Origin of the sequence: Pelagibius sp. Alg239-R121, from assembly GCF_947331435.1 — a bacterium.
Lineage (GTDB): Bacteria > Pseudomonadota > Alphaproteobacteria > Kiloniellales > Kiloniellaceae > Denitrobaculum.
In genome coordinates this window covers 527,280-547,672 of the sequence record NZ_CAMZOF010000003.1, presented here as the reverse complement: position 1 = coordinate 547,672, position 20,393 = coordinate 527,280, and the positions used below count along the sequence as shown (strand labels likewise).

General features: G+C 58.7%; 23 protein-coding genes and 1 other RNA gene. 10 read left to right on the top strand and 14 right to left on the bottom strand.

The features are described from left to right. Positions 1–39: 39 nt before the first annotated feature. Genes QMZ18_RS12920 through QMZ18_RS12885 form a run of 8 tightly spaced genes read right to left on the bottom strand, consistent with a single transcriptional unit; the run spans position 40 to position 5,841 of the window. Complete coding sequence (locus QMZ18_RS12920; protein WP_282606705.1) at positions 40–1,047, bottom strand: cell envelope integrity protein TolA; 1,008 nt, start codon at positions 1,045–1,047, stop codon at positions 40–42. A gap of 17 nt (positions 1,048–1,064) precedes the next feature. After that, the gene (gene tolR, locus QMZ18_RS12915) at positions 1,065–1,574 is read right to left on the bottom strand and encodes a protein TolR (protein WP_282606704.1); all 510 of its coding nucleotides are present in this window, start codon (positions 1,572–1,574) and stop codon (positions 1,065–1,067) included. A 2-nt stretch (positions 1,575–1,576) separates the two neighbouring features. Beyond that, positions 1,577–2,305: a protein TolQ gene (tolQ, locus tag QMZ18_RS12910; RefSeq protein ID WP_322097202.1), complete on the bottom strand. Its 729-nt coding sequence runs from the start codon at positions 2,303–2,305 to the stop codon at positions 1,577–1,579. Next, positions 2,305–2,814: a tol-pal system-associated acyl-CoA thioesterase gene (gene ybgC, locus QMZ18_RS12905; RefSeq protein ID WP_282606703.1), complete on the bottom strand. Its 510-nt coding sequence runs from the start codon at positions 2,812–2,814 to the stop codon at positions 2,305–2,307. Before ybgC ends, tolQ begins: the two co-directional genes overlap by 1 nt. Further along, positions 2,811–3,875, bottom strand: a complete 1,065-nt coding sequence (gene ruvB, locus QMZ18_RS12900; RefSeq protein ID WP_282606702.1) for a Holliday junction branch migration DNA helicase RuvB — start codon at positions 3,873–3,875, stop codon at positions 2,811–2,813. The genes ybgC and ruvB overlap by 4 nt, the downstream gene beginning before the upstream one ends. Then, on the bottom strand, positions 3,872–4,498 hold the full coding sequence (ruvA, locus tag QMZ18_RS12895) for a Holliday junction branch migration protein RuvA (RefSeq protein ID WP_282606701.1): 627 nt from the start codon (positions 4,496–4,498) through the stop codon (positions 3,872–3,874). The genes ruvB and ruvA overlap by 4 nt, the downstream gene beginning before the upstream one ends. Continuing rightward, positions 4,495–5,061 (bottom strand): crossover junction endodeoxyribonuclease RuvC, encoded by a 567-nt coding sequence (gene ruvC, locus QMZ18_RS12890; protein ID WP_322097201.1) that lies wholly within the window; start codon positions 5,059–5,061, stop codon positions 4,495–4,497. The genes ruvA and ruvC overlap by 4 nt, the downstream gene beginning before the upstream one ends. 30 nt (positions 5,062–5,091) lie before the next feature. After that, complete coding sequence (locus tag QMZ18_RS12885; RefSeq protein ID WP_282606700.1) at positions 5,092–5,841, bottom strand: YebC/PmpR family DNA-binding transcriptional regulator; 750 nt, start codon at positions 5,839–5,841, stop codon at positions 5,092–5,094. A 429-nt stretch (positions 5,842–6,270) separates the two neighbouring features. Between QMZ18_RS12885 and QMZ18_RS12880 the strand changes: the two genes are divergently transcribed. Then, complete coding sequence (locus QMZ18_RS12880) at positions 6,271–6,549, top strand: hypothetical protein (RefSeq protein ID WP_282606699.1); 279 nt, start codon at positions 6,271–6,273, stop codon at positions 6,547–6,549. A 62-nt stretch (positions 6,550–6,611) separates the two neighbouring features. Here QMZ18_RS12880 and QMZ18_RS12875 read toward each other — a convergent pair whose 3' ends face one another. The 5 genes from QMZ18_RS12875 to QMZ18_RS12855 form a co-directional block, all read right to left on the bottom strand. Next, a complete protein-coding gene (locus QMZ18_RS12875) occupies positions 6,612–7,427 on the bottom strand; it encodes a TIGR00282 family metallophosphoesterase (RefSeq protein ID WP_282606698.1) in 816 nt (271 codons plus the stop codon). A 16-nt stretch (positions 7,428–7,443) separates the two neighbouring features. Then, positions 7,444–8,034: a 5-formyltetrahydrofolate cyclo-ligase gene (locus QMZ18_RS12870; RefSeq protein ID WP_282606697.1), complete on the bottom strand. Its 591-nt coding sequence runs from the start codon at positions 8,032–8,034 to the stop codon at positions 7,444–7,446. A 40-nt stretch (positions 8,035–8,074) separates the two neighbouring features. After that, a non-coding RNA gene (gene ssrS / locus QMZ18_RS12865) (6S RNA) lies at positions 8,075–8,230 on the bottom strand. Positions 8,231–8,255: 25 nt separating this feature from the next. Then, positions 8,256–8,642, bottom strand: coding sequence for a cell division protein ZapA (locus tag QMZ18_RS12860; protein WP_282606696.1), 387 nt, complete (start codon positions 8,640–8,642; stop codon positions 8,256–8,258). A 3-nt stretch (positions 8,643–8,645) separates the two neighbouring features. After that, complete coding sequence (locus tag QMZ18_RS12855) at positions 8,646–8,885, bottom strand: DUF4164 family protein (RefSeq protein WP_282606695.1); 240 nt, start codon at positions 8,883–8,885, stop codon at positions 8,646–8,648. Between the two features lie 352 nt (positions 8,886–9,237). On the opposite strand from QMZ18_RS12855, the gene tkt reads away from it, so the two are divergent. The 4 genes from tkt (at position 9,238) to QMZ18_RS12835 (ending at position 13,551) form a co-directional block, all read left to right on the top strand. After that, positions 9,238–11,253, top strand: a complete 2,016-nt coding sequence (tkt, locus tag QMZ18_RS12850) for a transketolase (RefSeq protein ID WP_322097200.1) — start codon at positions 9,238–9,240, stop codon at positions 11,251–11,253. Positions 11,254–11,326: 73 nt separating this feature from the next. After that, positions 11,327–12,334: a type I glyceraldehyde-3-phosphate dehydrogenase gene (gene gap, locus QMZ18_RS12845; RefSeq protein ID WP_282606694.1), complete on the top strand. Its 1,008-nt coding sequence runs from the start codon at positions 11,327–11,329 to the stop codon at positions 12,332–12,334. A 121-nt stretch (positions 12,335–12,455) separates the two neighbouring features. Further along, positions 12,456–12,878, top strand: coding sequence for a hypothetical protein (locus QMZ18_RS12840; RefSeq protein ID WP_282606693.1), 423 nt, complete (start codon positions 12,456–12,458; stop codon positions 12,876–12,878). 31 nt (positions 12,879–12,909) lie between these two features. Further along, positions 12,910–13,551: a thiamine phosphate synthase gene (locus QMZ18_RS12835; RefSeq protein WP_282606692.1), complete on the top strand. Its 642-nt coding sequence runs from the start codon at positions 12,910–12,912 to the stop codon at positions 13,549–13,551. On the opposite strand, the gene QMZ18_RS12830 is transcribed toward QMZ18_RS12835, so the two are convergent. Then, a complete protein-coding gene (locus QMZ18_RS12830) occupies positions 13,523–14,047 on the bottom strand; it encodes a DUF523 domain-containing protein (RefSeq protein ID WP_282606691.1) in 525 nt (174 codons plus the stop codon). The two genes, QMZ18_RS12835 and QMZ18_RS12830, sit on opposite strands and share 29 nt — an antisense overlap. Positions 14,048–14,312: 265 nt before the next feature. On the opposite strand from QMZ18_RS12830, the gene efp reads away from it, so the two are divergent. The 5 genes from efp to QMZ18_RS12805 all read left to right on the top strand — a co-directional run bounded on the left by efp (position 14,313) and on the right by QMZ18_RS12805 (position 20,385). Next, entirely contained in the window at positions 14,313–14,879 is a 567-nt protein-coding gene (gene efp / locus QMZ18_RS12825; protein ID WP_282606690.1) for an elongation factor P, read from the top strand. Between the two features lie 66 nt (positions 14,880–14,945). Next, a complete protein-coding gene (locus QMZ18_RS12820; protein ID WP_282606689.1) occupies positions 14,946–15,749 on the top strand; it encodes an inositol monophosphatase family protein in 804 nt (267 codons plus the stop codon). A gap of 222 nt (positions 15,750–15,971) precedes the next feature. Further along, complete coding sequence (locus tag QMZ18_RS12815) at positions 15,972–17,375, top strand: OmpA family protein (protein ID WP_282606688.1); 1,404 nt, start codon at positions 15,972–15,974, stop codon at positions 17,373–17,375. 140 nt (positions 17,376–17,515) lie between these two features. Then, a complete protein-coding gene (locus QMZ18_RS12810; protein WP_282606687.1) occupies positions 17,516–18,649 on the top strand; it encodes a flagellar motor protein MotA in 1,134 nt (377 codons plus the stop codon). Between the two features lie 11 nt (positions 18,650–18,660). Further along, the gene (locus QMZ18_RS12805; RefSeq protein ID WP_282606686.1) at positions 18,661–20,385 is read left to right on the top strand and encodes a peptidoglycan -binding protein; all 1,725 of its coding nucleotides are present in this window, start codon (positions 18,661–18,663) and stop codon (positions 20,383–20,385) included. Positions 20,386–20,393 lie beyond the last annotated feature (8 nt).

The following is a 20,393-nucleotide window of genomic DNA, read 5'->3' as shown; positions in this document are numbered from 1 at the left end:
CTAAGGCGAACAGGCGAATCGAGGAAAGTCGGTTCTTCATCATGTCCCAAACATCTCTCTTGGATCGAACTTCAGATTGATCACACGCCAAATTTCATACTCGTTCACTGGCAACTTGTATGGACTGCAAGCCTGTATAGCACGCCGCGCGTTCTCCGCTGCGCTTCGGAAGTAAGCATCGCCAAACATTCTCGTGACGTCGACCACCTCGGCCGAGACCAAAGTGCCATCTCGCCGGAGCGTGATACGTATCTCGACGACGAGATCTTCCGCCTGCTGAGCGCCCGGATCCAATCGCCAGCAGCGTTGAATCTGCTGACGGATGGCCCGCGCAATTCCCTCCTGAGCTATACGGCTGACCTGCTGCTTTGGTTTTGCCTGCTCGGCAACATTGGGTGCCGTGGCCGTCTGCTTCTTTTGCGTCGGTTGTTTTTTCAGCTTCTCGACATTGCGCAGGATAGAGGTCAGCGCATCGGCTGGCGGTTCCTCGGGCTTTTCCTCTTTCGGCTTCTCGGTCTTCGCCACAGCAATCTTCGGCTTTGCCCTCGGCTTGGGCGGCAGCGGCTTTGCCTGTTTCTCAGGCTCGGGCTCGGGTTCTGGCTCTGGCTCTGGCTCTGGCTCGGGTTCCGGCTCAGGTTCGGGTTCCGGCTCGGGCTCTGGTTCCGGCTCGGGCTCGGGTTCCGGCTCAGGTTCGGGTTCCGGCTCAGGTTCGGGTTCCGGCTCAGGTTCGGGTTCCGGCTCGGGCTCTGGTTCCGGCTCTGGCTCGGGCTCTGGTTCCGGCTCTGGCGCCGGTGTCGGTTTTGGATCCGGCGGCGGCGGTGTTTCTTCCTTTTCCGGCTCGGGCTCGGGTGCCTCTTCTTCGGCTACGGGTTCCGGCTCTGGATCCGGCTGGTCTGGCGTTGCCGCCTCCAGCTCGGCGAGTGTGATCAGCTCAACCGGCACGGAGGTGATCGGCGGCAGCGGCGACACAAAAGTAGGCAGACCCAACGCCAACGCGGCGATAACCACCACGTGGAAAAGGATCGATATGATGGTCCCGTTGCGCATACCCTGCCGCGATGCTCCTAGCGGTTTTCAGAGGCTTTGGAAGAATCGCTCTCCGAACCGCCCGTCACATCGCTGGGCGAAGCACCGCTCGGCAACTCGGCAATCAGTGCAACGCGCGTAAAGCCTGCCGAATTCACCGTGGCCATGACTTCCATCACCCGGCCATAGTTGATGTTCCGATCGCCGCGGACGAAAATCCGCGTGTCCGGTTTATTCTCGGTAATCGCGATCAGGCGCGGCACCAGCCGATCGATCTCCACCTCGGTGTCCTGGACGAAGAGCAACCCTTTATTGTTGACGGAGACCACCAGCGGTTCGTCCGGATCGGACAGTGTCTGTGCCTTGGCTTTCGGTAGGTCAACCGGCACCCCTACGGTCAACAGCGGTGCTGTCACCATGAAGACGATCAGCAGCACCAGCATCACGTCGACGAAGGGTGTCACGTTGATGTCGCTGAGCGGCTGATAGCTGCTCCGCCACCTACCGCCCCTGCCGGAACGGCTTGAGCCTTGGAAGCGCCCGGCCATGGTCAGGTCTTCTCCTCAAGTTGCCGCGACAATATGGCGCCGAATTCACCGGCAAAGGCTTCGAGGCGACCTGCGTATCGGCCGAGATCCGTCGAGATCTTGTTATAGGCGATCACAGCAGGAATAGCGGCGACAAGGCCAAGCGCCGTCGCGAACAGGGCCTCGGCGATACCCGGGGCCACCACAGCAAGGCTGGTATTTTTCGAGGCTGCGATTGAGGTGAAGGCATTCATGATACCCCAGACCGTACCGAATAGCCCGATGAAGGGTGCCGATGCACCAACGGAAGCCAGGAAGATCATGTGCCGTTCCAGGCGCTCCATTTCGCGGCCCAGGGAAATATCCATCACGCGTTCGATACGCTGTTGCAGGCTGATCCGGTTCTGATCGCTGACCCCCCCTTCCTTTGAGCTCGACCGGCGCCACTCACGCATCGCCGAGACAAAGAGCGAAGACATGGGATCGGGCGGGCGTTTGTCGATCCGGTCGTAAAGATCGTCGAGAGAGCCGCCTGACCAGAAGGCTTCTTCGAATGTCTCTGCCAGATTGCGCAGGCGGCGCATCTTCAGAATCTTTTCGAAAATTATCGCCCAGGACCAGACCGAGGCGAAAAGAAGCAGGACCATAACGATCTTCACGACGATGTCGGCCTGCAGGAACAGTCCCCATACCGTCAGGTCATGCGCAACGGAACCGGCTAATCCGACCGCTTCCACCGTTTCGTTTTCCATTAACTTCCCCCAACCGAGGTTGCCATTGTTTCAGACTCAAATCGTTTCAAAGCAGCCTGCACAGCCTGCGGCATGCGCATCGGCCGTTGCCCCGAACTGTTCAGGCACGCAATCCTGACAGTCAGCTTCGCCAGACATCCGTCATCGCGCCAAACGTCTTGAAGGATTTCGACCGATGCACCACCGATCCGCGTGACGCGGGTCCGAACCTCAATGCCGTCATCCAGCATCGCCGGCCGCAGGTATTCGACCGTACAACTGCGCACGGCGAACAAAAGGTCATAGTCCTTACGGATGTTTGTTTGGTTAACGCCGACGACCCGCAGCATTTCGGTGCGTGCCCGTTCGGCGAATTTCAAATAGTTCGCGTGGTATACGATGCCGCCCGCATCGGTGTCTTCATAGTAGACACGCATCGGCAGACGGAACTCAGCACCCAGAATGTATCCGCCCGGCGGCTCCACCTGTGCCCGATCCACGGCCGCTGCCTTGCCCTGCAATGCGATCACGGCAGTTCCTCCGTGTCATCCGAAACACCATTCGTGACCAACAGATCGAGCTGCGCGGCGAGCGCTGCCGGAACATCCAGCCCCAGGTAAGTGTAGCCCGCAGAGGCCAGAACGCGGCCCCGGGGAGTCCGCTGAAGCAGGCCTTGTTGGATCAGATAGGGCTCGATAACGTCCTCCAGAACATCGCGCTGTTCCGATAGGGCGGCTGCCATCGTCTCCACGCCCACCGGTCCTCCACCATAGTTCTCGGCGATGTTGCGTAGGTATTTGCGGTCCATGGAATCCAGGCCGCGTTCGTCAATATCGAGACGGCGCAGGGCGGCATCGGCTGCTTTGGCATCGATCGAGCTGGCGCCGTCAACTGTCGCGAAATCCCGGACACGGCGCAGCAGGCGCCCAGCCACACGGGGCGTGCCGCGAGAACGCCTGGCGACTTCCAATGCGCCGTCACGTGTCATCTCAATGCCGAGAATACCGGCCCCGCGCGAGACGATCTGCTCCAGTTCGTCCGGCTCGTAAAACTGCAGACGGAGGGGAATACCGAAGCGCTCGCGCAGCGGGGTTGTGATCAAACCCGATCGGGTGGTCGCTCCAACCAGCGTAAATGGCGGGAGATCGATGCGGACCGAGCGAGCGGCCGGTCCCTCGCCGATAATCAGATCGAGCTGAAAATCCTCCATCGCCGGGTAGAGGATTTCTTCCACGGCAGGCGACAAGCGATGGATCTCGTCGATGAAGAGAACATCATGCGGCTGCAAATTGGTCAGAATGGCGGCCAAATCACCGGCCTTGGCGATCACCGGACCGGAGGTCGCACGAAAGCCGACCCCCATCTCCCTGGCAACAACCTGTGACAGGGTCGTCTTTCCAAGTCCTGGAGGACCGAAGAAGAGGACGTGGTCCAAGGCGTCGCCACGGCCACGCGCGGCCTCGATGAACACGCTGAGATTGGAGCGCAGCTTTTTCTGCCCGACAAAATCGGCCAGCGACAAAGGACGCAAACTCTGTTCTGGCGAATCGCCCTGGGCGAAGTCCGGCGCTATGATCCGTTCGTCGGTCATGACGACAGCTCCTGCAGCCCAATGCGAATCAGATCCTCAATCGGCGCTTCTTTGCCCAATTGATGTACGGCCTTGCCCACCGCGCCAAAGGCTTCCGCCCTGCGGTATCCCAGATTAACCAGTGCCGAGATTGCATCTTCGGACAACCCACCGGCAGATGCTGCGGCACCTGCAGGTGAAGCCGCCCCGGTGGCCTGCGCCGCCAGATTGCCGAGCGCAATACCGCCTGCCTTGTCCTTGAGTTCAGCGACAATCCGTCCGGCAATTTTGGGTCCGACACCGCTGGCCCGGGTCAGCGCCGTTTTGTCCTGTGCTGCGATCGCCTGGAGAAGGTCCTCGGGCGCAAGGGTGGACAGAATGGACAGCGCCATCTTGGCGCCAACACCCTGGACCGTTCCAAGCAAACGATACCAGTCCCTCTCGCCCTGGTCGATGAAGCCGTAGAGATGAATATGGTCTTCCCTCACGTGAGTTTCGATCAGGACACTTGCGGTTTCACCTGCAAAAGGAAGTCGGGACAAGGTGCGCCCGGAACAGAACACGACATAGCCGACGCCGCCGACATCGATCATCGCCCAATCATCGCCGCTGCTGTCGATCAGACCGGTCAACTTACCAATCATCGTGCACGTCCGATCACATCGGAGGCTCGGCCTGAGGCCGGCACTGCGGGTTTCGCGGAAAGCGGATCTTCACGGCCTGCCGACCACTTTCGACGGGTCGCAACCTGATGAGAGTGGCAGATTGCCACAGCCAAGGCATCTGCCGAGTCCGGGGAAACAATTTCGCAGCCTGGCAGCAGGCGGCCGACCATCATGCCAACTTGATCTTTTGTCGCGTGACCGGTGCCGACCACTGCTTTCTTGACGATCATGGGCAGATACTCTCCCACCGTCAGACCGGCCAGTGCCGGGGTCACCAACGCTATACCCCGCGCCATTCCGAGCTTCAGGGTCGAAGAGGGATTTTTATTGGCAAGCGTGACCTCGACAGCCGCTTCCTGCGGTTCGAAATCAGTCAGAATCTGCACAAGGCCGTCATGCAGCTCCACCAAACGCTGCGCCAGGTCCTTCGATTGGGTCGACTTTATCACGCCATTGGCAATATGGCGGAGGCTGTGGCCCTCCGCCTCTATGACACCCCACCCCATGTGGCGCAATCCGGGATCAAGTCCAACGACACGCATAAATTCGTTCAGACCTCCCTCAACGCTCGATCATGCAGTCAGACGTGCCAGAACGTCGTCAGCAACTTCGAAGTTGGCAGATACGCGCTGAACGTCATCGCTGTCGTCTAAAGTATCCAGCAGTTTCAGCATGGTCTGTGCCTTATCCTCATCGAGAGGAGTTACCGTTTGAGGTTTCCAGGCCAGATAGGCTTCCGCCGGATCGCCGTAAGACTCGATCAAGCTGTCGCGCACGCTTGAGAAATCATCCGGTTCGCAGGTAACTTCGTGACCGTCCTCGGTGGATTCCACATTGCTGGCGCCCGCTTCCACCGCGGTCTCGAACATCTCGTCGGCCGAGGCGGTCTCCCCCGGGTAAAGCAGCAAACCCACGTGATCAAACATAAAGGAAACCGAGTTGGTTTCGCCGAGGCTGCCGCCGAACTTGCTAAAGGCCGCTCTTACTTCCGAAGCCGTCCGGTTCCTGTTGTCGGTCATCGCTTCGACGATCAGCGCAACACCGCCGGGGCCGTAGCCCTCGTAACGAATCTCCTCGTAGCTCGAATCGTCCTCGCCAGCCGCCACGCGCTTGATCGCCCGATCAACATTATCCTTGGGCATGTTGGCCGCACGTGCAGCAATGATCGCCGAACGCAGCCGAGGGTTCTTGTCCGGCTCGGGCATGCCCGACTTCGCCGCGACCGTAATTTCACGAATCAAACGCGCGAAGACCTTCGCACGCTTCTTATCCTGGGCACCTTTACGGTGCATGATGTTCTTGAACTTGGAATGGCCCGCCATGACCACGAATCCTAAATGATGATGCAAATAACGAAGATGTCAGCCATATCTTGTGGAAGTGCGGGGTAACGACCGCAAGAGTTATTCCTGCAATATGGCGACAATAGGGCGCCTTCTAGCAGGTATTCGCCGCAATCTGAAGCCCTCTCGCAGTCAATCCGCGCGCCGAACAACCAATTGCAGGGTTTTTATCTCGAATGACGCCGAATTGGCCTCATTCCGGTCTCGTTTTTTACACAACGCGGCGAAGAAAACCTGCGGATTCCGCGCTTAATAGGACCACCAGGCAAAGGGCCGCTCAGATAACTCCGATTAACGGCTGCTTAACGCTTTTCCGACACACTCGCAGGACGGATTTTCAGGTACGGATTTTCAGGCGCTTTTCACCGTAAAGCGCGCCTCCGACAGGATGGGGAAAAGGGTCATACAATGGCGTTGTCAATAAATATTCCAGAGTTGAGCGTCGTCAGCGACGGCAACACAGACAAAGTGGAATTCGCCCGGCGTAGTGAGAAAGCAGCCGAGTTGGTTCACGATTTCGTTCAGCAGTCCAGTCTTTCAGCCTTCGATGCCATGCTCGGGGCCGCCGAAGACAGTGCCCTGGAAGCAGCGAAGGAAGCCGCGGCAACCGCGGAAGAAACAGCTGAACAGACAATGATGGTCCAAAAGGAAGTCGCACGCTTTTTAGCTCAAGCGCCAAAAGGCTGATCAAACCCACCAGTGGCCGAGAGGTTAGCCCGTTACGCCAGCCGCTCCTTTACTCAGCCGCATCAAAGCGCTGGCAGTGCTTCCGGTAACCGGCCGCCCAGGCGGACCGGCTCGATCCTTTTAGCCAATCCGCTCGAATCATCCGTTTCAACCAGAACTGCGCTGAGCGACCCCTCGCCGCTCGCCACGGAAAGCCGTTCGGTCGGCAGCTTGCGCGTGAAGCGGGCAAGCGGAACAGCTTTATCCATTCCGATAACGGAATCATAATCGCCGCACATTCCGGCGTCGGTCTGATAGGCCGTTCCACCCGGTAAAATCATCGTATCTGCAGTGGGCACATGAGTGTGGGTGCCGACGCAGAGACTGACCCTGCCGTCCACGAAGTGACCCATCGCCATCTTTTCGCTGGTCGCCTCGCCATGAAAGTCAAGAATGACGGCATGAACCGTTGCGCCAAGCCGCTGGCGCTCCAGTTCACGCTGAACCGTGGCAAACGGATCATCCAGTGGATCCATGAACAAACGGGCCATTACATTCAGGACTAAGACCTTACGGCCGCGTGTCGCCTCGAAAACCGCTGCGCCGCGGCCCGGCGTGCCCGATGGAAAGTTCTGCGGCCGCAAGAGGCGCGGCTCCCGATTGATGTGGGTCAGCATTTCACGCTGATCCCAGGAATGATTGCCACCCGTGATCACATCTACACCGAGCTCGAAAAGACCGTTACAGATCTTTTCAGTGATGCCGAAGCCACTCGCTGCATTTTCGCCGTTAACAACGATAAAGTCAGGTTCGAGCTCGCGTCGCACCCGGGGCAAATGGGCTTCGAGCGCGTCCCGGCCGGGACGGCCGACGATATCTCCGCAAAAAAGTAGTCTCATTGCCGACAGGCCCTAATCATCCGAATTCAATTGCCTCGCGCTCGGTCACGATCCAGTCGAGTTGCTGATCGTTAGCATCTTTAGGCACAAGATCGACCTCAAGAGCCGAAAACGCCACACCGACGGCCGTCACTTTCTTGGCTGCGCGGAGTTCGGCAAGAGAGCGGTCGTAAAACCCGCCACCGTATCCCAGGCGATACCCCTGCCGGTCAAAAGCCAGCAAAGGGACCAACAACAGATCGGGTGCCCTCGACTCGCGTGACGGCGCCGGCTCCAGCGTCCCAAACCCGGCCGGAACCAGTTCATCACCGGGTTTCCAGTCGCGAAAGACAAGGGGACGGTCCTTTCCGGTCATGGCCGGCAGCACGATCTGGCAACCACCTGCATCCAGGGCCTGGAGCAGGGGACGCAAGTCCAATTCGTCGGCAAGTGGCCAAAAGCCTGAAACAACAGTGCCCGCAGGAATGTTAAGCGTGGCCAAAACCCGGTCCCGCAAGGCGGTCGGCAGGTCCCGTTCGGCGTCAAAAGCCGCACGTCTACGCAACTTGGCTTCTTTCCGAAGTGCCTGCTTCCGCTCGTCCAGCGAGACTGACTCAGCATCGAACATGATGTCTCGCGCCTTTTCCGGGAGATATACCGGTGATTGAAGAGGTGCCGCGATGGCCGTTGGCAACAATCATCCTCTGTGGCCTGCGATGCAGGTGGGCGCCATATACCGGAACCACGGCTCCAGCAGGGACAGCTCCCTAGAGGTTCGTATTGGCCCCAGGGATCTAGTAGCCTGACGCACCTCGCAGCACCTTCAACTTAAGTGTCCAGTGCTGCTATTTAAGCCCCCTCGAGGCGGGTCGCAATAGATTCCAGTCGAGAGGCGCAGGCTTCGAGCGCATTTGCCGCTTTTTCCTCAAGTGGATCCGGACCGCTTGCCGTGCCCTCATGATCCGAAGGCTTGGCTGGAGAAGCGGCGTTGGCGGAGCCGGATGCACCGGAATCCTGCACTTCTTCCAACTGTATAAGAGCTTCATCAAGTTCGTCGGCGATCACGAGCGAAGCCATCATCATGAGATGCGATTCGCTCAAACTGCCAACGCTTTGCTTCAGATGAGCAACCCGGTCATCGACAAAAGCCGCGAGTTTCATCAGATGCTCTTCTTGCCCGTCGTCACACGCAACATCGTAATGACGGCCGTTAATTGTAAGATTTACCTGTGCCAAGGCTTACGCTTCCATCACCGATTTGAGCCGTGCAATCGTCGAATCCAACCGGCTGGAAACCTCGCCGGCGAGGCTCTGCAGGTTCTCGTTTTCCTCCCGCGCCGCGCTCAGGGCCGCGCGAAGCTCGCTGTCGTCAGACGCACCTTCGCCGTTCGAACGTGCCTGCACGCGGCCTTCAACAGCAGCATCAAGGCGGTCGAGCGCCGACTTTAGTCTTTCGGTGGCTTGATTCAATCGGGTCATTGGCGAGTCATATGTATTGATGCAGCCGATTCTTGCTGAGAGGTAAGATTCATTAACTATGCCCGGCAGCATATGCGCGCGACATCACAATGGTCAACCGCCAGCGGGCATGAAGACACCGCAATATCACAAAAGGGCCATGACGTTTTTGAAGATATTCCGGAGGCTTGGAGGCTTTCCTTCATCTGCCGCGAGCTGATCTCTTTTCATCGGCTCTGCGTGGAATCGCCAATGGGAGTGACATCCCGGTTGACCTGACTGGGGCGCGACGGCATGTTGCGCGAAAATTTGCCGCGAAACCCGGTCACCGGAGGCTGGGAGACGGCATTTCCCCATCACGGTGGATACATTAATGGACTCTTTGCAGTCGGGCCCCAGGGGCTCGGAACCCAAGCTCGCCGCCAGCCACAAAGACATGGCCAACGCGATACGCGCCCTCTCTATGGACGCCGTTCAGCGCGCCAATTCGGGCCATCCCGGCATGCCAATGGGCATGGCCGATGTCGCAACGGTCCTCTATACGCAGTTTTTGAAGTTCGATCCGGCCCGGCCGGACTGGCCCGACCGGGATCGCTTCGTGCTGTCGGCGGGACATGGCTCCATGTTGCTCTATTCGCTTCTCCACCTAACCGGTTATCCGGAGATGACGCTGGAGCAACTCAAGAATTTCCGCCAGTTGGGCAGCCTGACGGCCGGTCATCCAGAAGTGGGCCACGCTCCCGGAATCGAAACCACAACCGGACCTTTGGGTCAGGGGCTCGCCAATGCCGTGGGAATGGCACTGGCCGAGCGGCTGCTGAATGCGCGTTTCGGCGACGCGGCCGTCGACCATCACACCTATGTCATAGCTGGTGATGGTTGTCTGATGGAGGGTATCAGTCACGAGGCCATCTCCCTCGCCGGACATTTGGGTTTGAGCAAGCTGATCCTGCTTTTCGACGACAACAGCATCACAATCGACGGCCCGACCTCCCTCTCGGTTTCCGATGATCAGGCTAAGCGCTTCGAAGCCTGCGGCTGGGACTGCCGTTCGGTCGACGGGCACGATCCGGCAGCCGTGGCGGCTGCGATCGAGGCCGCGAAAGCAAGCGACAAGCCTTCGATGATCGCCTGCAAAACCTCCATCGGCTACGGTTCGCCGAACAAGGCCGGCAAGAACTCCGCCCACGGTGCACCCCTGGGCGAAGATGAAATCGCTGCAACACGTGAAGCGCTGGGATGGCCTCACGCGGCCTTCGAAATCCCCGACGACGTAATGGCCTCCTGGCGCGCCACCGGTGCCGCCGGCGCCGAAGCCTCGTCGGCCTGGGATGAGCGGATTGCCGGTCTCGACAGCGCAGACCGCAGTGAATTCGAACGAAGGGTGGCCGGTGAACTCCCCGCAGACTGGCGGAACAGCTTCGCCACTTACAAACAGAAACTGGCAGACGAGCAGCCGAAACTGGCGACCCGCGTTTCATCACAAAAAGCACTCGACGTGCTCGCCGAGGTCATTCCGGAACTGATCGGCGGCTCCGCTGATCTTACCGGATCGAACAACACCAAGGCCGCCGGCCAGAAGCCGGTCACCCGTGACGACTACTCGGGCGGCTACCTCTACTACGGCATCCGCGAGCACGGCATGGCTGCCGCGATGAACGGCATGGCCCTGCACGGCGGTGTCCTTCCTTACGGCGGGACCTTCCTGGTATTCACCGACTACTGCCGGCCTTCGATACGTCTTTCCGCGCTGATGAAACAGGGCGTGGTCTACGTGATGACCCATGACTCCATCGGTCTGGGTGAAGACGGCCCGACCCATCAGCCAATCGAGCATCTCGCCGCTCTTCGTGCTATTCCGAACCTGAATGTCTTCCGTCCAGCGGACGCGATAGAGACGGCCGAATGTTGGGAACTGGCCATTCAAAACCGCGAATCGCCGTCAGTGATCGCCTTGACTCGACAGGGATTACCGACGGTTCGTAAGGACGTAAGCGAAAATCTCTCGGGCTACGGTGCCTATATCCTCTCGGAGGCAAAGGATGAGCGCCAGGTCACTCTGGTCGCCTCTGGTTCGGAAATCGAAATCGCCTTGAAGGCGCAGGAAATGCTCACTGCCGAGGGAATCTCGAGCGCCGTTGTGTCGATCCCCTGCTGGGAGCTTTTCGCCGATCAGAGTCAGCATTACCGTGACGAAGTACTTGGTCCTGGCAGCCTGCGTGTCGGCATCGAAGCCGCTCTGCCTTTCGGCTGGGAACGTTGGATCGGGCCCTTTGACGCTTTCGTCGGGATGCAGGGCTTCGGTGCTTCGGCACCGGCCAAGGATCTGTTCGCTCACTTCAAGATCACGCCGGAAGCCGTGGTCGAAAATGTCAAGGCGCGGCTCTAGAGCATCGTCGTTAATGGATATCCGGCGTCGCTCGAATGCGGGCGTCGATTGATAATTGAAAGGGAAATCTACGATGGCACTGAAGGTAGCAATTAACGGTTTTGGTCGGATCGGCCGTCTGGTGTTTCGCGCCGCCATGGAATCGAAGCGCAGTGACCTGGAGTTCGTTGCGATCAACGACCTGGGCTCCCCTGCCGACAATGCGCATCTGCTGAAGTATGATTCTGTGCACGGGATTTATCCCGGTGAAGTGGATGCCAGCGACGACAGCATCATCGTCGACGGTAAATCAATTAAAGTCCTGTCCGAGCGCGATCCGGCCGCCCTTCCCTGGGGTGAACTCGGCGTCGATGTCGTCATGGAGTGCACCGGCATCTTTGCAAGCCGCGATGCTGCTGCAAAACACCTCGATGCCGGTGCCAAGCGGGTCCTGGTCTCGGCACCTTGCACCAATGCCGACCTGACAGTCGTTTACGGCGTCAACAGCGACCAGCTGACCGGCGAGCATACAGTTGTCTCGAACGCCTCCTGCACCACCAATTGCCTCGCACCTGTGGCCTATGTGCTGCACGAAGTCGTCGGCATCGAGCAGGGTTTCATGACCACGATCCACTCCTTCACCGGCGATCAGCGAACAGTCGACACGCTCCATAAGGATCTCGCCCGTGCCCGTGCGGCTTCGGTTTCGATGATCCCGACGTCGACTGGTGCAGCCCGGGCCGTGGGTCTGGTTCTGCCTGAACTGAAAGGCAAGCTGGACGGCACCTCTGTTCGTGTCCCGACCCCGAACGTCAGCTTGATCGACCTGACCTTCAACGCCGGCAAAGAGACCTCGGTCGAAGAGATCAATACCGCCATTTCCTCCGCGGCAGCCGGCAAGCTGGCCGGTGTTCTCGCGGTCAACGAAAAGCCACTGGTCTCGACCGATTTCAACCATAACCCCGCCAGTTCGACCTTCGATCTCGCCGAGACCCAGGTCATCGACGGCAAGTTCGTGCGGGTGATGTCCTGGTACGACAACGAATGGGGCTTCTCCAACCGTATGAGTGATACCGCGATTGCAATGGGTAAGCTGATCTAAAGCTCCCCACCCTTTCCGGACGATGCAAGAAAGCGGAGCCTGAAGGTTCCGCTTTTTTCATTGTACCAGGGGGAACGTTCAGATCGCTTTCATCAAAAGATCATTGCGATATGATCCAGACATGCAACGCCCCGTCATCATCGTGCACTCCTTCGCACACGCCCGTGCCGCTGTTGGCGCAGCCACCGAACTCTCGCGCGCAGTCACACTGGCTTCGGCACCGGATGCTGGCATGCAGAGCGGACCGGCGTGGTTTTCCTCTCTTATCGAGCAAGCCCTGGACGCTGTACCAGGCGCACGCGAACTCGAGATGATTTCATTGTTGGATTGTGGGGAAAAGCCGGGATACGTCATGGCGGCACTGCGGCATGGCGTTAAACAAATCTGTTACACAGGGTCCGCCGAAACCCTGGCCAAACTGCGAGAAATCGCTGAACAGCTGGACGCCAATATCATCACGGAGCGTCCTCAGGGGCTCGATCTCCTGGGCGTGGCCGATGCCCGCGTCAGCTGTCTGGCGTGGATAAACGGCGGAAGCGATTGAAATCGCGTCGTCCCTCCTCTATTAGCAGCACATGACTTGCCGCCTTTACCTTACCGCGCCGACCGATCTGGGATCGCCGGAGCGCCCCATCGACGCCTTCGCCAACCTGTTGGCCGATGTTTTGAACAGCGGCGCGTTCGATTGTCTCCTTCTACCCCGTGGAAATGCCGACGAGACAACCACTCGGCGGTCCATTGAACGCCTGTGCCCCATTGCGCAGGATTTGGGCGTCGCAGTGGTGTTGGAAGGAGACGCCGGTCTGGCAAAGGAAACCGGTTGCGACGGCGTGCATTTGTCAAATCCCAAAGCCTATGGGGGCGCCCGAAAACTGCTGGGCGACGACGCCATCGTCGGTGTCGATTGCGGCCTCTCCAGGCATCTGGCCATGGAAGCTGCAGAGCGCGGCGCGGATTACGTCGCCTTCAAACGCCCGAGTATCGAGGGTGCCGAAAATTTGGAAGTCACCGACGAAACAGCACCGACGCTCGAAGCAGTTCTGGAATGGTGGCAGGCGATGATCGAAACGCCCTGTATTGCAATGGATGCCAAAGACGAGAAGGATTGCGCTAACCTTGCCAAGGCGGGGGCTGATTTCGTGGCCCTAGGCGATGATTTCTGGCAGGGCGGCGCTGCCTCCGACATCCTTAAAAACGCCGCAGACAGCCTGTCCTAAAGGGTGTTTCGTCCGCGTCCAGCCGTTCTGCCAGCATACTAATCTGATGCTCGCTGAAGACTTCCACCCCGTTCTTCAGCAGCAATGCCGCCACCACGCCGGCGCCAGGTATTCTCGCGCCGGTGAAACTGCCGTCATATAAAAAACTGGAACCACAAGAGGGGCTCCCATCAGTGAGTAATGCGAAGCGGCAATGCCACTTTCGGGCTGTTTCAAGCGCTTTCCACGCCCCTGCCAGAAAACTCTGCGTGACGTCTTTCCCCGTGTTCTCAAGTATTTTTGCAGTTCCGTCGTGCACCGCATCACCTCCGCGCCCACCAATGATTTCTGCTGGCGGGCGCGGAACGGGAAGTCCGGCCTCGACTTCCGGACAAAGCCCTACAACGCGTCCCTCCCGTTGCCATTGAGACAAGATGCTGCTCGCGACAGTCTTGTCGCTGCCATCGTATCGAACCGGTTTACCCAGCAGGCAGGCACTGACCAGAATCTTCTCCATAACAGGGAGCTTAGAGTCCGAAAACCAGCTGGAAAAGCGCCTTTTCAGGCCTGAGCGCTGCAATCAACAGCATCCCATTGCCTGCGGGAAGACGACCTGCTAGCTTCCGCCCGCTTTTCGCCCCGAGACTGCTTTCCGCTCCTGACCCGCCGATCGGCGGTATAGAGGTCGTACAGCGACTTCCAACAGCTGAACTCAGTCTGGACTGGCGCATATCTAACTCGGAACTCGGCCCTGAAATCGGCCAGAAATTGGACGGACGATCATGAAAATTAATGGCAACGCCATTCGCCCCGGAAACGTCATTGAGCACAAAAACCGTCTCTGGCGCGCTACAAAAATTCAGCATACCCAGCCTGGAAAGGGCGGTGCATACCTGCAGGTCGAACTGAAGGATATTAGGGACGGCACCAAGCTGAATGAGCGTTTTCGCGCCAGTGAGGACGTGGACCGGGTTCGTCTCGATCAGAAGGACTACCAGTTTCTGTTCGCCGACGGCGAGATGCTGACGTTCATGGACAACGAATCCTATGAACAGGTCATGCTGCACAGCGATCTTGTCGGTGAGCCTGTTGTTTTCCTTCAGGACGGTATGACCGTGACGATCGAATCATACGAAGAAGAACCGATTTCGGTCATGTTGCCGGATACGATCGTTGCTGAGATTGCCGAGGCTGACCCCGTCGTCAAGGGCCAGACCGCGTCTTCGTCATACAAACCCGCCAAGCTGGACAACGGCGTAAAGATCATGGTTCCGCCGCATATCGAATCGGGCACACGCGTGGTCGTTAACACGGCAGATTCCAGTTACGTCGAACGCGCCAAAGGCTAATTCGCCAGTTTCGCTCGCCGCAAGTCACAGACCATCGTCTGACGCTCAACCCGGGAACCACACATAATGGCCACTCGCTCTGCAATCATTACCGTCATGACCCGTGCGGCTATTAAGGCCTCCCGTGGTCTGAAGCGCGATTTTGGCGAAGTCGAAAACCTGCAGGTCTCGAAAAAAGGGCCTGCAGACTTTGTTTCAACGGCCGACCTCAAAGCCGATCAGACCCTGCGCGAAGAGCTGGGCAACGCGCGGCCCGAATACGGTTTTTTGACCGAAGAATCCGCCGAAACCAAAGGCACAGACGAAGACGGTCGCCGCTGGATCGTCGATCCGCTCGACGGAACATCCAATTTTCTGCACGGCTTACCTCATTTTTCGATCTCAATCGCACTGGAAGAACGCAGTGAGATTGTTGCGGCGGTCGTTTATGATCCGATCAAAGACGAGATGTTCACGGCCGAAAAAGGGGCGGGAGCTTTTTTGAACGACCGCCGGCTCAGAGTCTCGGGCCGCACCTCCCTCGACGTCGCTTTGATCGGCACGGGGGCCCCCTTCCTTGGTCATGGCGACCGCGCCATGTTTGCCAAGGAAGTTGAAGCGGTAACTGCCGTAACCGCCGGGATACGGCGCTGGGGTTCGGCGGCCTTGGATCTGGCGTATGTGGCATCCGGCCGCTTCGATGGTTTTTGGGAGCGGGAACTTTCGCCCTGGGATATTGCCGCCGGTATTTTGTTGGTGCGTGAAGCCGGTGGACAGGTCAGTGCGATCAAGGGTAACCCCTTCAAGTTCGATGGCGATGGCGTCCTCGCAGCCAATGTCGACCTGCACCCCTTGCTCGTCAAAATTCTGCGTTCAGCAAGGGACAAATAGTTCGCTGGCGACAGAATTGGGATCGGTCCGGATTTCCCTTGCCCAGCATTCAAGCCAATAACAGGGTTAACAGGATATTATCCTCTCTTGGTTAGAGATTACTCTCGTCAGGCGACTATTCGCCGTTGCGGATCCGGCTTTACCTAAAGAAGTTGTCGCCGCGCCTGCAGGAGCTTAAGCTAGCGCCCGGATTCGTATAGGGAATCTCTCGGTGGGGAACGAATGACACGACAAACGTACCGGACCGGATCAGTGACGACACCGTCTTCAGTGAAGACGGGCGGCGCACTGTCAGGCTCGAAACTCCCTCTAGCTGCCGACCGTCGACGGTTTGCATCAGGCATCGCGTGCTTTGGCCTTGCGACCCTCCTCTCCAGCGCGAGCGTGACTGCCTTAGCGGAATCCAGCGTTTTCGTGAATGAGGCATTGCTGGACGGCATCACACAGCAAGGGGTTCCGGTGCTTCCTTACGGCGGGCAAGGCGCCTACCAAGGTCAACCCGGTTACAATGTCGGTGGCTCAGCCACCACCATCGTGGGCACCAACGCCGACGGTTCGCAATATTATGTGACACGGCCATCGACCCTGCTGTTCCCGCCACCGCAGTTTCCCCGAAGCCGCGTGACCATTATCGATTCAAGCACCGCATCTGGCGGCGGCAATGCCCTTTCCTCTAATCGTTTGCTGCCGCGTGGCACCACCGGCGGTGTCGCCACGCAAACGACATCGAGCGCCGTTGCCCCGACGACCGCCGGAACGTCCGGGGGAAAAGCCGAGTCACGTCTGCTCGTGCCCCTCCCGCCGAATATTTCTCAGCAGGCGGCAAAGCCAAAAGCGCCGGCGGCTAAACCTGCGAAGCGGAAAGTTGCGAAAGCCGCAGCGGTTCCGCAGCCACCAAAGAATAGCGCGCCCACTGCTAAGGCATCGGTGCCAAAGGCACCCGCTCCAAAAGCTCCAGCGCCGAAAACTCCGGCAACCGCAAAGGCTGTGCCTGCAGCACCTGCGGCCCCCAAGATCGCCGCCGCACCGCCACCGCCAAAGCTTGTCCCCAAAGCACTCGCGGAGACATCGCCCCCCAAGACGGCGTCGTTGGGCAATTCGTCAAGCGCGACATCTGCAGGGAATGCGTCTCAACTCAAAGACACCAACACGGCCCTGACACCGCCGCCCCCACCGCCGCCGGTTACTCCATCGAGCGGTGCGCAGGCGGCGCAGCCCAAACAACAGGCCGCCGCTCCAAAAGCAGCTGTCGACGACAGCTCCAAGGCATCAGCATCGAGCCAAAGCGCTTCGCGCGGCAACACGGGCGCAAAGGTCAGCGAAGTTCAAGTCCTCTTCGGCTCCAACGAAGCGGCCTTAAGTGGTCAGGCGAAATCGTCGCTGGAATCAGTCGCAGAGGCTATGCTCGCCGATGAAGCGAGCGAAGTGCAGCTGTTCGCCTACGCAGGCCAGGCGGATATTGATGCGACTCAGGCGCGCCGGTTATCCCTGTCGCGCGCCATGGCCGTAAGGGCCTATCTGATCGGCAAAGGCGTGCGTCCCGCGCGTATGCAGGTTCGGGCGTTAGGCAACAAAACAACCAGTGGATCACCCGATCGCGTAGATGTCGTTCCCGCCAAAAGGTAAAACGTGTAACGTTGACGGAATTTCGCCGTTGGGCTAAACGCGGAAGAGTTTCATCGCAGCCGCGTATGGCTGTACACATTAGACTAAGCCGCGAGGCACTGTAGCGGATTATGAACCGGCCTAAGCGTTATTTGATACATATGAGCATTTTTCTAGTGCTCGTCGGACTGGCGGTCTTCGCCCTCGCAGAAAAAGTAATCGACGCCTTTCAAGCGAACGAGCTGTTCAACGGCCTGATCCTCTTTGTGCTGGTCTTGGGAATCCTCTACATCTTTCTGCAGGTTTGGCGCCTGAATCCGGAAGTTGCCTGGTTGGATCGCCTGCGGCGCGAAAGCAAAGGCGGACTGGTCTTTCCCGGCTCACTCTCTGAAGACCGCCCACCACGCCTGCTGGGCCCCATGGCCAATATGCTGGGTGACCGCGCCGGCCGGCTTTCGCTTTCAACGCTGTCCATGCGCACACTGCTGGACGGTATTCACAGCCGCATCGAAGAATCGCACGAGCTGTCACGTTATCTGATTGGCCTGCTGATCTTCCTCGGCCTGCTCGGCACCTTCTGGGGTCTACTTGAAACAGTCACTGCCGTTGCCGATACCATCGGCGGATTGAACGGCGCAATCGACGATCCGGCTTCTCTGTTTGAGGAACTTAAAAGCGGACTGGCAACCCCCTTGGCGGGCATGGGTACGGCCTTCAGTTCTTCTTTGTTCGGCTTGGCAGGATCATTGGTCCTCGGCTTCCTCGAACTGCAGGCCGGACAGGCCCACAACCGCTTCCTCAACGAGCTCGAGGAATGGCTATCAGGCGTGACCAAGCTTTCAACCGGCAGCATTGGAAGCGATGGTGACCAGTCGGTTCCCGCCTATATTCAGGCCTTGCTCGAAAAGACGGCGGATAGCTTAGATCAATTACAGAGGACCATTTCGCGCGGCGAAGAAGATCGCTCCTCCATGACCCAGGGCCTGGCAGGCCTCACCGATCGTATGTCGACACTGACAGACCAGATGCGGGCCGAGCAGAGCGTCTTGATGAAAATGGCGGAGAATCAGTCGCAGCTTAAACAAGTCATGTCGAAGCTCGCTGAAAACGAAGGCGGCGCCGGATCAGCAGGGCTTGACGAAGCCTCCCGTGGACACTTGCGCAACGTCGATCTGCGTCTGGAGCGCATAGCCAACGACCTTTCCAGCGGGCGCGAGAATGCCATTCAGGAGATCCGTGGAGAGATCCGCCTCCTGACCCGCACCATCGCCGCGATCGCCGAGGAAAGCGAGTAGGGATCCTATAGATGTATTCCATGGGCCGAGGTGGCGCACGACGATCGGTTAATATCTGGCCGGGCTTCGTCGACGGACTGGCCAGCCTTTTGTTGGTGGTCATCTTTGTCCTAATGGTCTTCATGGTCGCGCAATTCTTCCTCAGTGTTGCGCTGAGCGGCCGCGACGCAGCGTTGCAAAAACTGGAGCGCGAGGTCAGCCAGCTTGCCGACCTCCTGTCCCTCGAGCGTCAGGAAAACGCTGACCTGCGCACCCAATCGTCAGATCTCTCGGCACAACTCAGTTCATCCCTCGCCGCGCGCGACACATTGCAAAACCAGCTGGCGGCATTAAACGATGAACGCGACGGCCTGACATCGCAGCTCGAACAATCCGTGTCCCGACGCGACAGCTTGGAGAACCAGCTTGCCGATTTGACTCGCGACTATGACGAAGCGCAGGTCAAGCAAGACAGTTTAAGCAATCAACTTGCCGCAATGATCGAGCAGCGCGACAGCCTGACCACAACCCTGTCGGAGCGTGAAGCGGAGGCCGCCGCCCTTCTGGAACAGCAACGCAAACTTCAGGACGAACAGCAGCAGCTCAAAAGCCAGCAAAGCGACCTGGAAAAACAACAGGCTGAACTCCAGGGTCAGAACGAAGATCTGGTCAAACGACTGGGACTGAGCGCCGAGGAAATTGCGCGCAGCGCTGAAGAACTGAAAACCGCCTACAGCACGATTGAGGCTGATAAGGAGACGATCGAAACTCAGCTGGCCGAACTGGCTGCCCTTAAGAAACTTCGGGAAGAGGAAGAAGCCAAGGCCGCAGCTGCCTTGGCAAGCAAAGCGGCAGAGCTGGAAGATGCCTTTAAATCCATCGAGGCTGACAAAGAAAAGATCGAAGCTCAGCTGGCTGAACTGGCTTTGTTGAAACGCCTGCGCGAGGAAGAAGCCGCACTGGCAAAAACCCAGCTGGAAGACGCCTACACCACCATCGAAGCCGACCGCGAAACGATTGAGACTCAACTTGCGGAGCTCGCGTTGCTGCAGCAGATGCGCGACGAACTGACCGCCGGTTTGGCTTCGACCGAAGAAACCGTCGCAGCACAAGAAGAATTGACCGAAAAGGCGCAGGCCGAAGTCGTTCTTTTGAACCGTCAGATTGCAGCCTTACGCCAACAGCTGGCCCGCATTGCCGTCACGCTGGAAGCCACCGAAGCGAAGAACCTTGAGCAGGAAGTCCAGATTGCCGATTTGGGCAGCCGGCTCAACGTGGCCTTAGCCAGCAAGGTTCAGGAACTGGCCCGCTATCGGTCGGAGTTCTTCGGCCGGTTACGCGAAGTGCTTGGGAACCGCCGGGACGTCCGTGTGGTCGGAGACCGCTTCGTCTTTCAGTCAGAGGTACTGTTTTCCAGTGGCGCGGCAGAGCTGGAAGAAGCGGGTAAAGGTCAGCTGGCCAGTCTTGCGAAAACCCTGCGTGAAATCTCCCGCAATATTCCGCCGGAGGTCGACTGGGTGCTCCGGGTCGACGGGCATACGGACCGCGCCCCGATCAACACCTTTGCCTTTCCATCGAATTGGGAACTTTCGACGGCGCGTGCGATCTCGGTTGTCAAATTCCTGAATGCCCAGGGCATTCCGGCCAACCGTCTGGCTGCCACAGGTTTCGGCGAGTTCCAGCCGATCGACGAAGGCAACGACGAAATCGCCTATCGCCGCAACCGCCGTATCGAACTCAAACTGACCCAACGCTAATCGCTGTG

Excerpts from the sequence above, each read along its gene's own strand:
- tolR (WP_282606704.1), bottom strand. The coding sequence starts at position 1,574 with ATGGCCGGGCGCTTCCAAGGCTCAAGCCGTTCCGGCAGGGGCGGTAGG.
- ruvC (WP_322097201.1), bottom strand. The coding sequence starts at position 5,061 with ATGCGTGTCGTTGGACTTGATCCCGGATTGCGCCACATGGGGTGGGGT.
- QMZ18_RS12920 (WP_282606705.1), bottom strand. The coding sequence starts at position 1,047 with ATGCGCAACGGGACCATCATATCGATCCTTTTCCACGTGGTGGTTATC.
- QMZ18_RS12820 (WP_282606689.1), top strand. The coding sequence starts at position 14,946 with ATGGCCACTCGCTCTGCAATCATTACCGTCATGACCCGTGCGGCTATT.
- QMZ18_RS12870 (WP_282606697.1), bottom strand. The coding sequence starts at position 8,034 with ATGTTCGATGCTGAGTCAGTCTCGCTGGACGAGCGGAAGCAGGCACTT.
- efp (WP_282606690.1), top strand. The coding sequence starts at position 14,313 with ATGAAAATTAATGGCAACGCCATTCGCCCCGGAAACGTCATTGAGCAC.
- ruvA (WP_282606701.1), bottom strand. The coding sequence starts at position 4,498 with ATGATTGGTAAGTTGACCGGTCTGATCGACAGCAGCGGCGATGATTGG.
- tolQ (WP_322097202.1), bottom strand. The coding sequence starts at position 2,305 with ATGGAAAACGAAACGGTGGAAGCGGTCGGATTAGCCGGTTCCGTTGCG.
- QMZ18_RS12805 (WP_282606686.1), top strand. The coding sequence starts at position 18,661 with ATGTATTCCATGGGCCGAGGTGGCGCACGACGATCGGTTAATATCTGG.
- QMZ18_RS12830 (WP_282606691.1), bottom strand. The coding sequence starts at position 14,047 with ATGGAGAAGATTCTGGTCAGTGCCTGCCTGCTGGGTAAACCGGTTCGA.
- tkt (WP_322097200.1), top strand. The coding sequence starts at position 9,238 with ATGGACTCTTTGCAGTCGGGCCCCAGGGGCTCGGAACCCAAGCTCGCC.
- QMZ18_RS12810 (WP_282606687.1), top strand. The coding sequence starts at position 17,516 with ATGAGCATTTTTCTAGTGCTCGTCGGACTGGCGGTCTTCGCCCTCGCA.
- ruvB (WP_282606702.1), bottom strand. The coding sequence starts at position 3,875 with ATGACCGACGAACGGATCATAGCGCCGGACTTCGCCCAGGGCGATTCG.
- QMZ18_RS12815 (WP_282606688.1), top strand. The coding sequence starts at position 15,972 with ATGACACGACAAACGTACCGGACCGGATCAGTGACGACACCGTCTTCA.
- QMZ18_RS12880 (WP_282606699.1), top strand. The coding sequence starts at position 6,271 with ATGGCGTTGTCAATAAATATTCCAGAGTTGAGCGTCGTCAGCGACGGC.
- QMZ18_RS12855 (WP_282606695.1), bottom strand. The coding sequence starts at position 8,885 with ATGACCCGATTGAATCAAGCCACCGAAAGACTAAAGTCGGCGCTCGAC.
- gap (WP_282606694.1), top strand. The coding sequence starts at position 11,327 with ATGGCACTGAAGGTAGCAATTAACGGTTTTGGTCGGATCGGCCGTCTG.
- QMZ18_RS12875 (WP_282606698.1), bottom strand. The coding sequence starts at position 7,427 with ATGAGACTACTTTTTTGCGGAGATATCGTCGGCCGTCCCGGCCGGGAC.
- QMZ18_RS12885 (WP_282606700.1), bottom strand. The coding sequence starts at position 5,841 with ATGGCGGGCCATTCCAAGTTCAAGAACATCATGCACCGTAAAGGTGCC.
- QMZ18_RS12840 (WP_282606693.1), top strand. The coding sequence starts at position 12,456 with ATGCAACGCCCCGTCATCATCGTGCACTCCTTCGCACACGCCCGTGCC.
- QMZ18_RS12835 (WP_282606692.1), top strand. The coding sequence starts at position 12,910 with ATGACTTGCCGCCTTTACCTTACCGCGCCGACCGATCTGGGATCGCCG.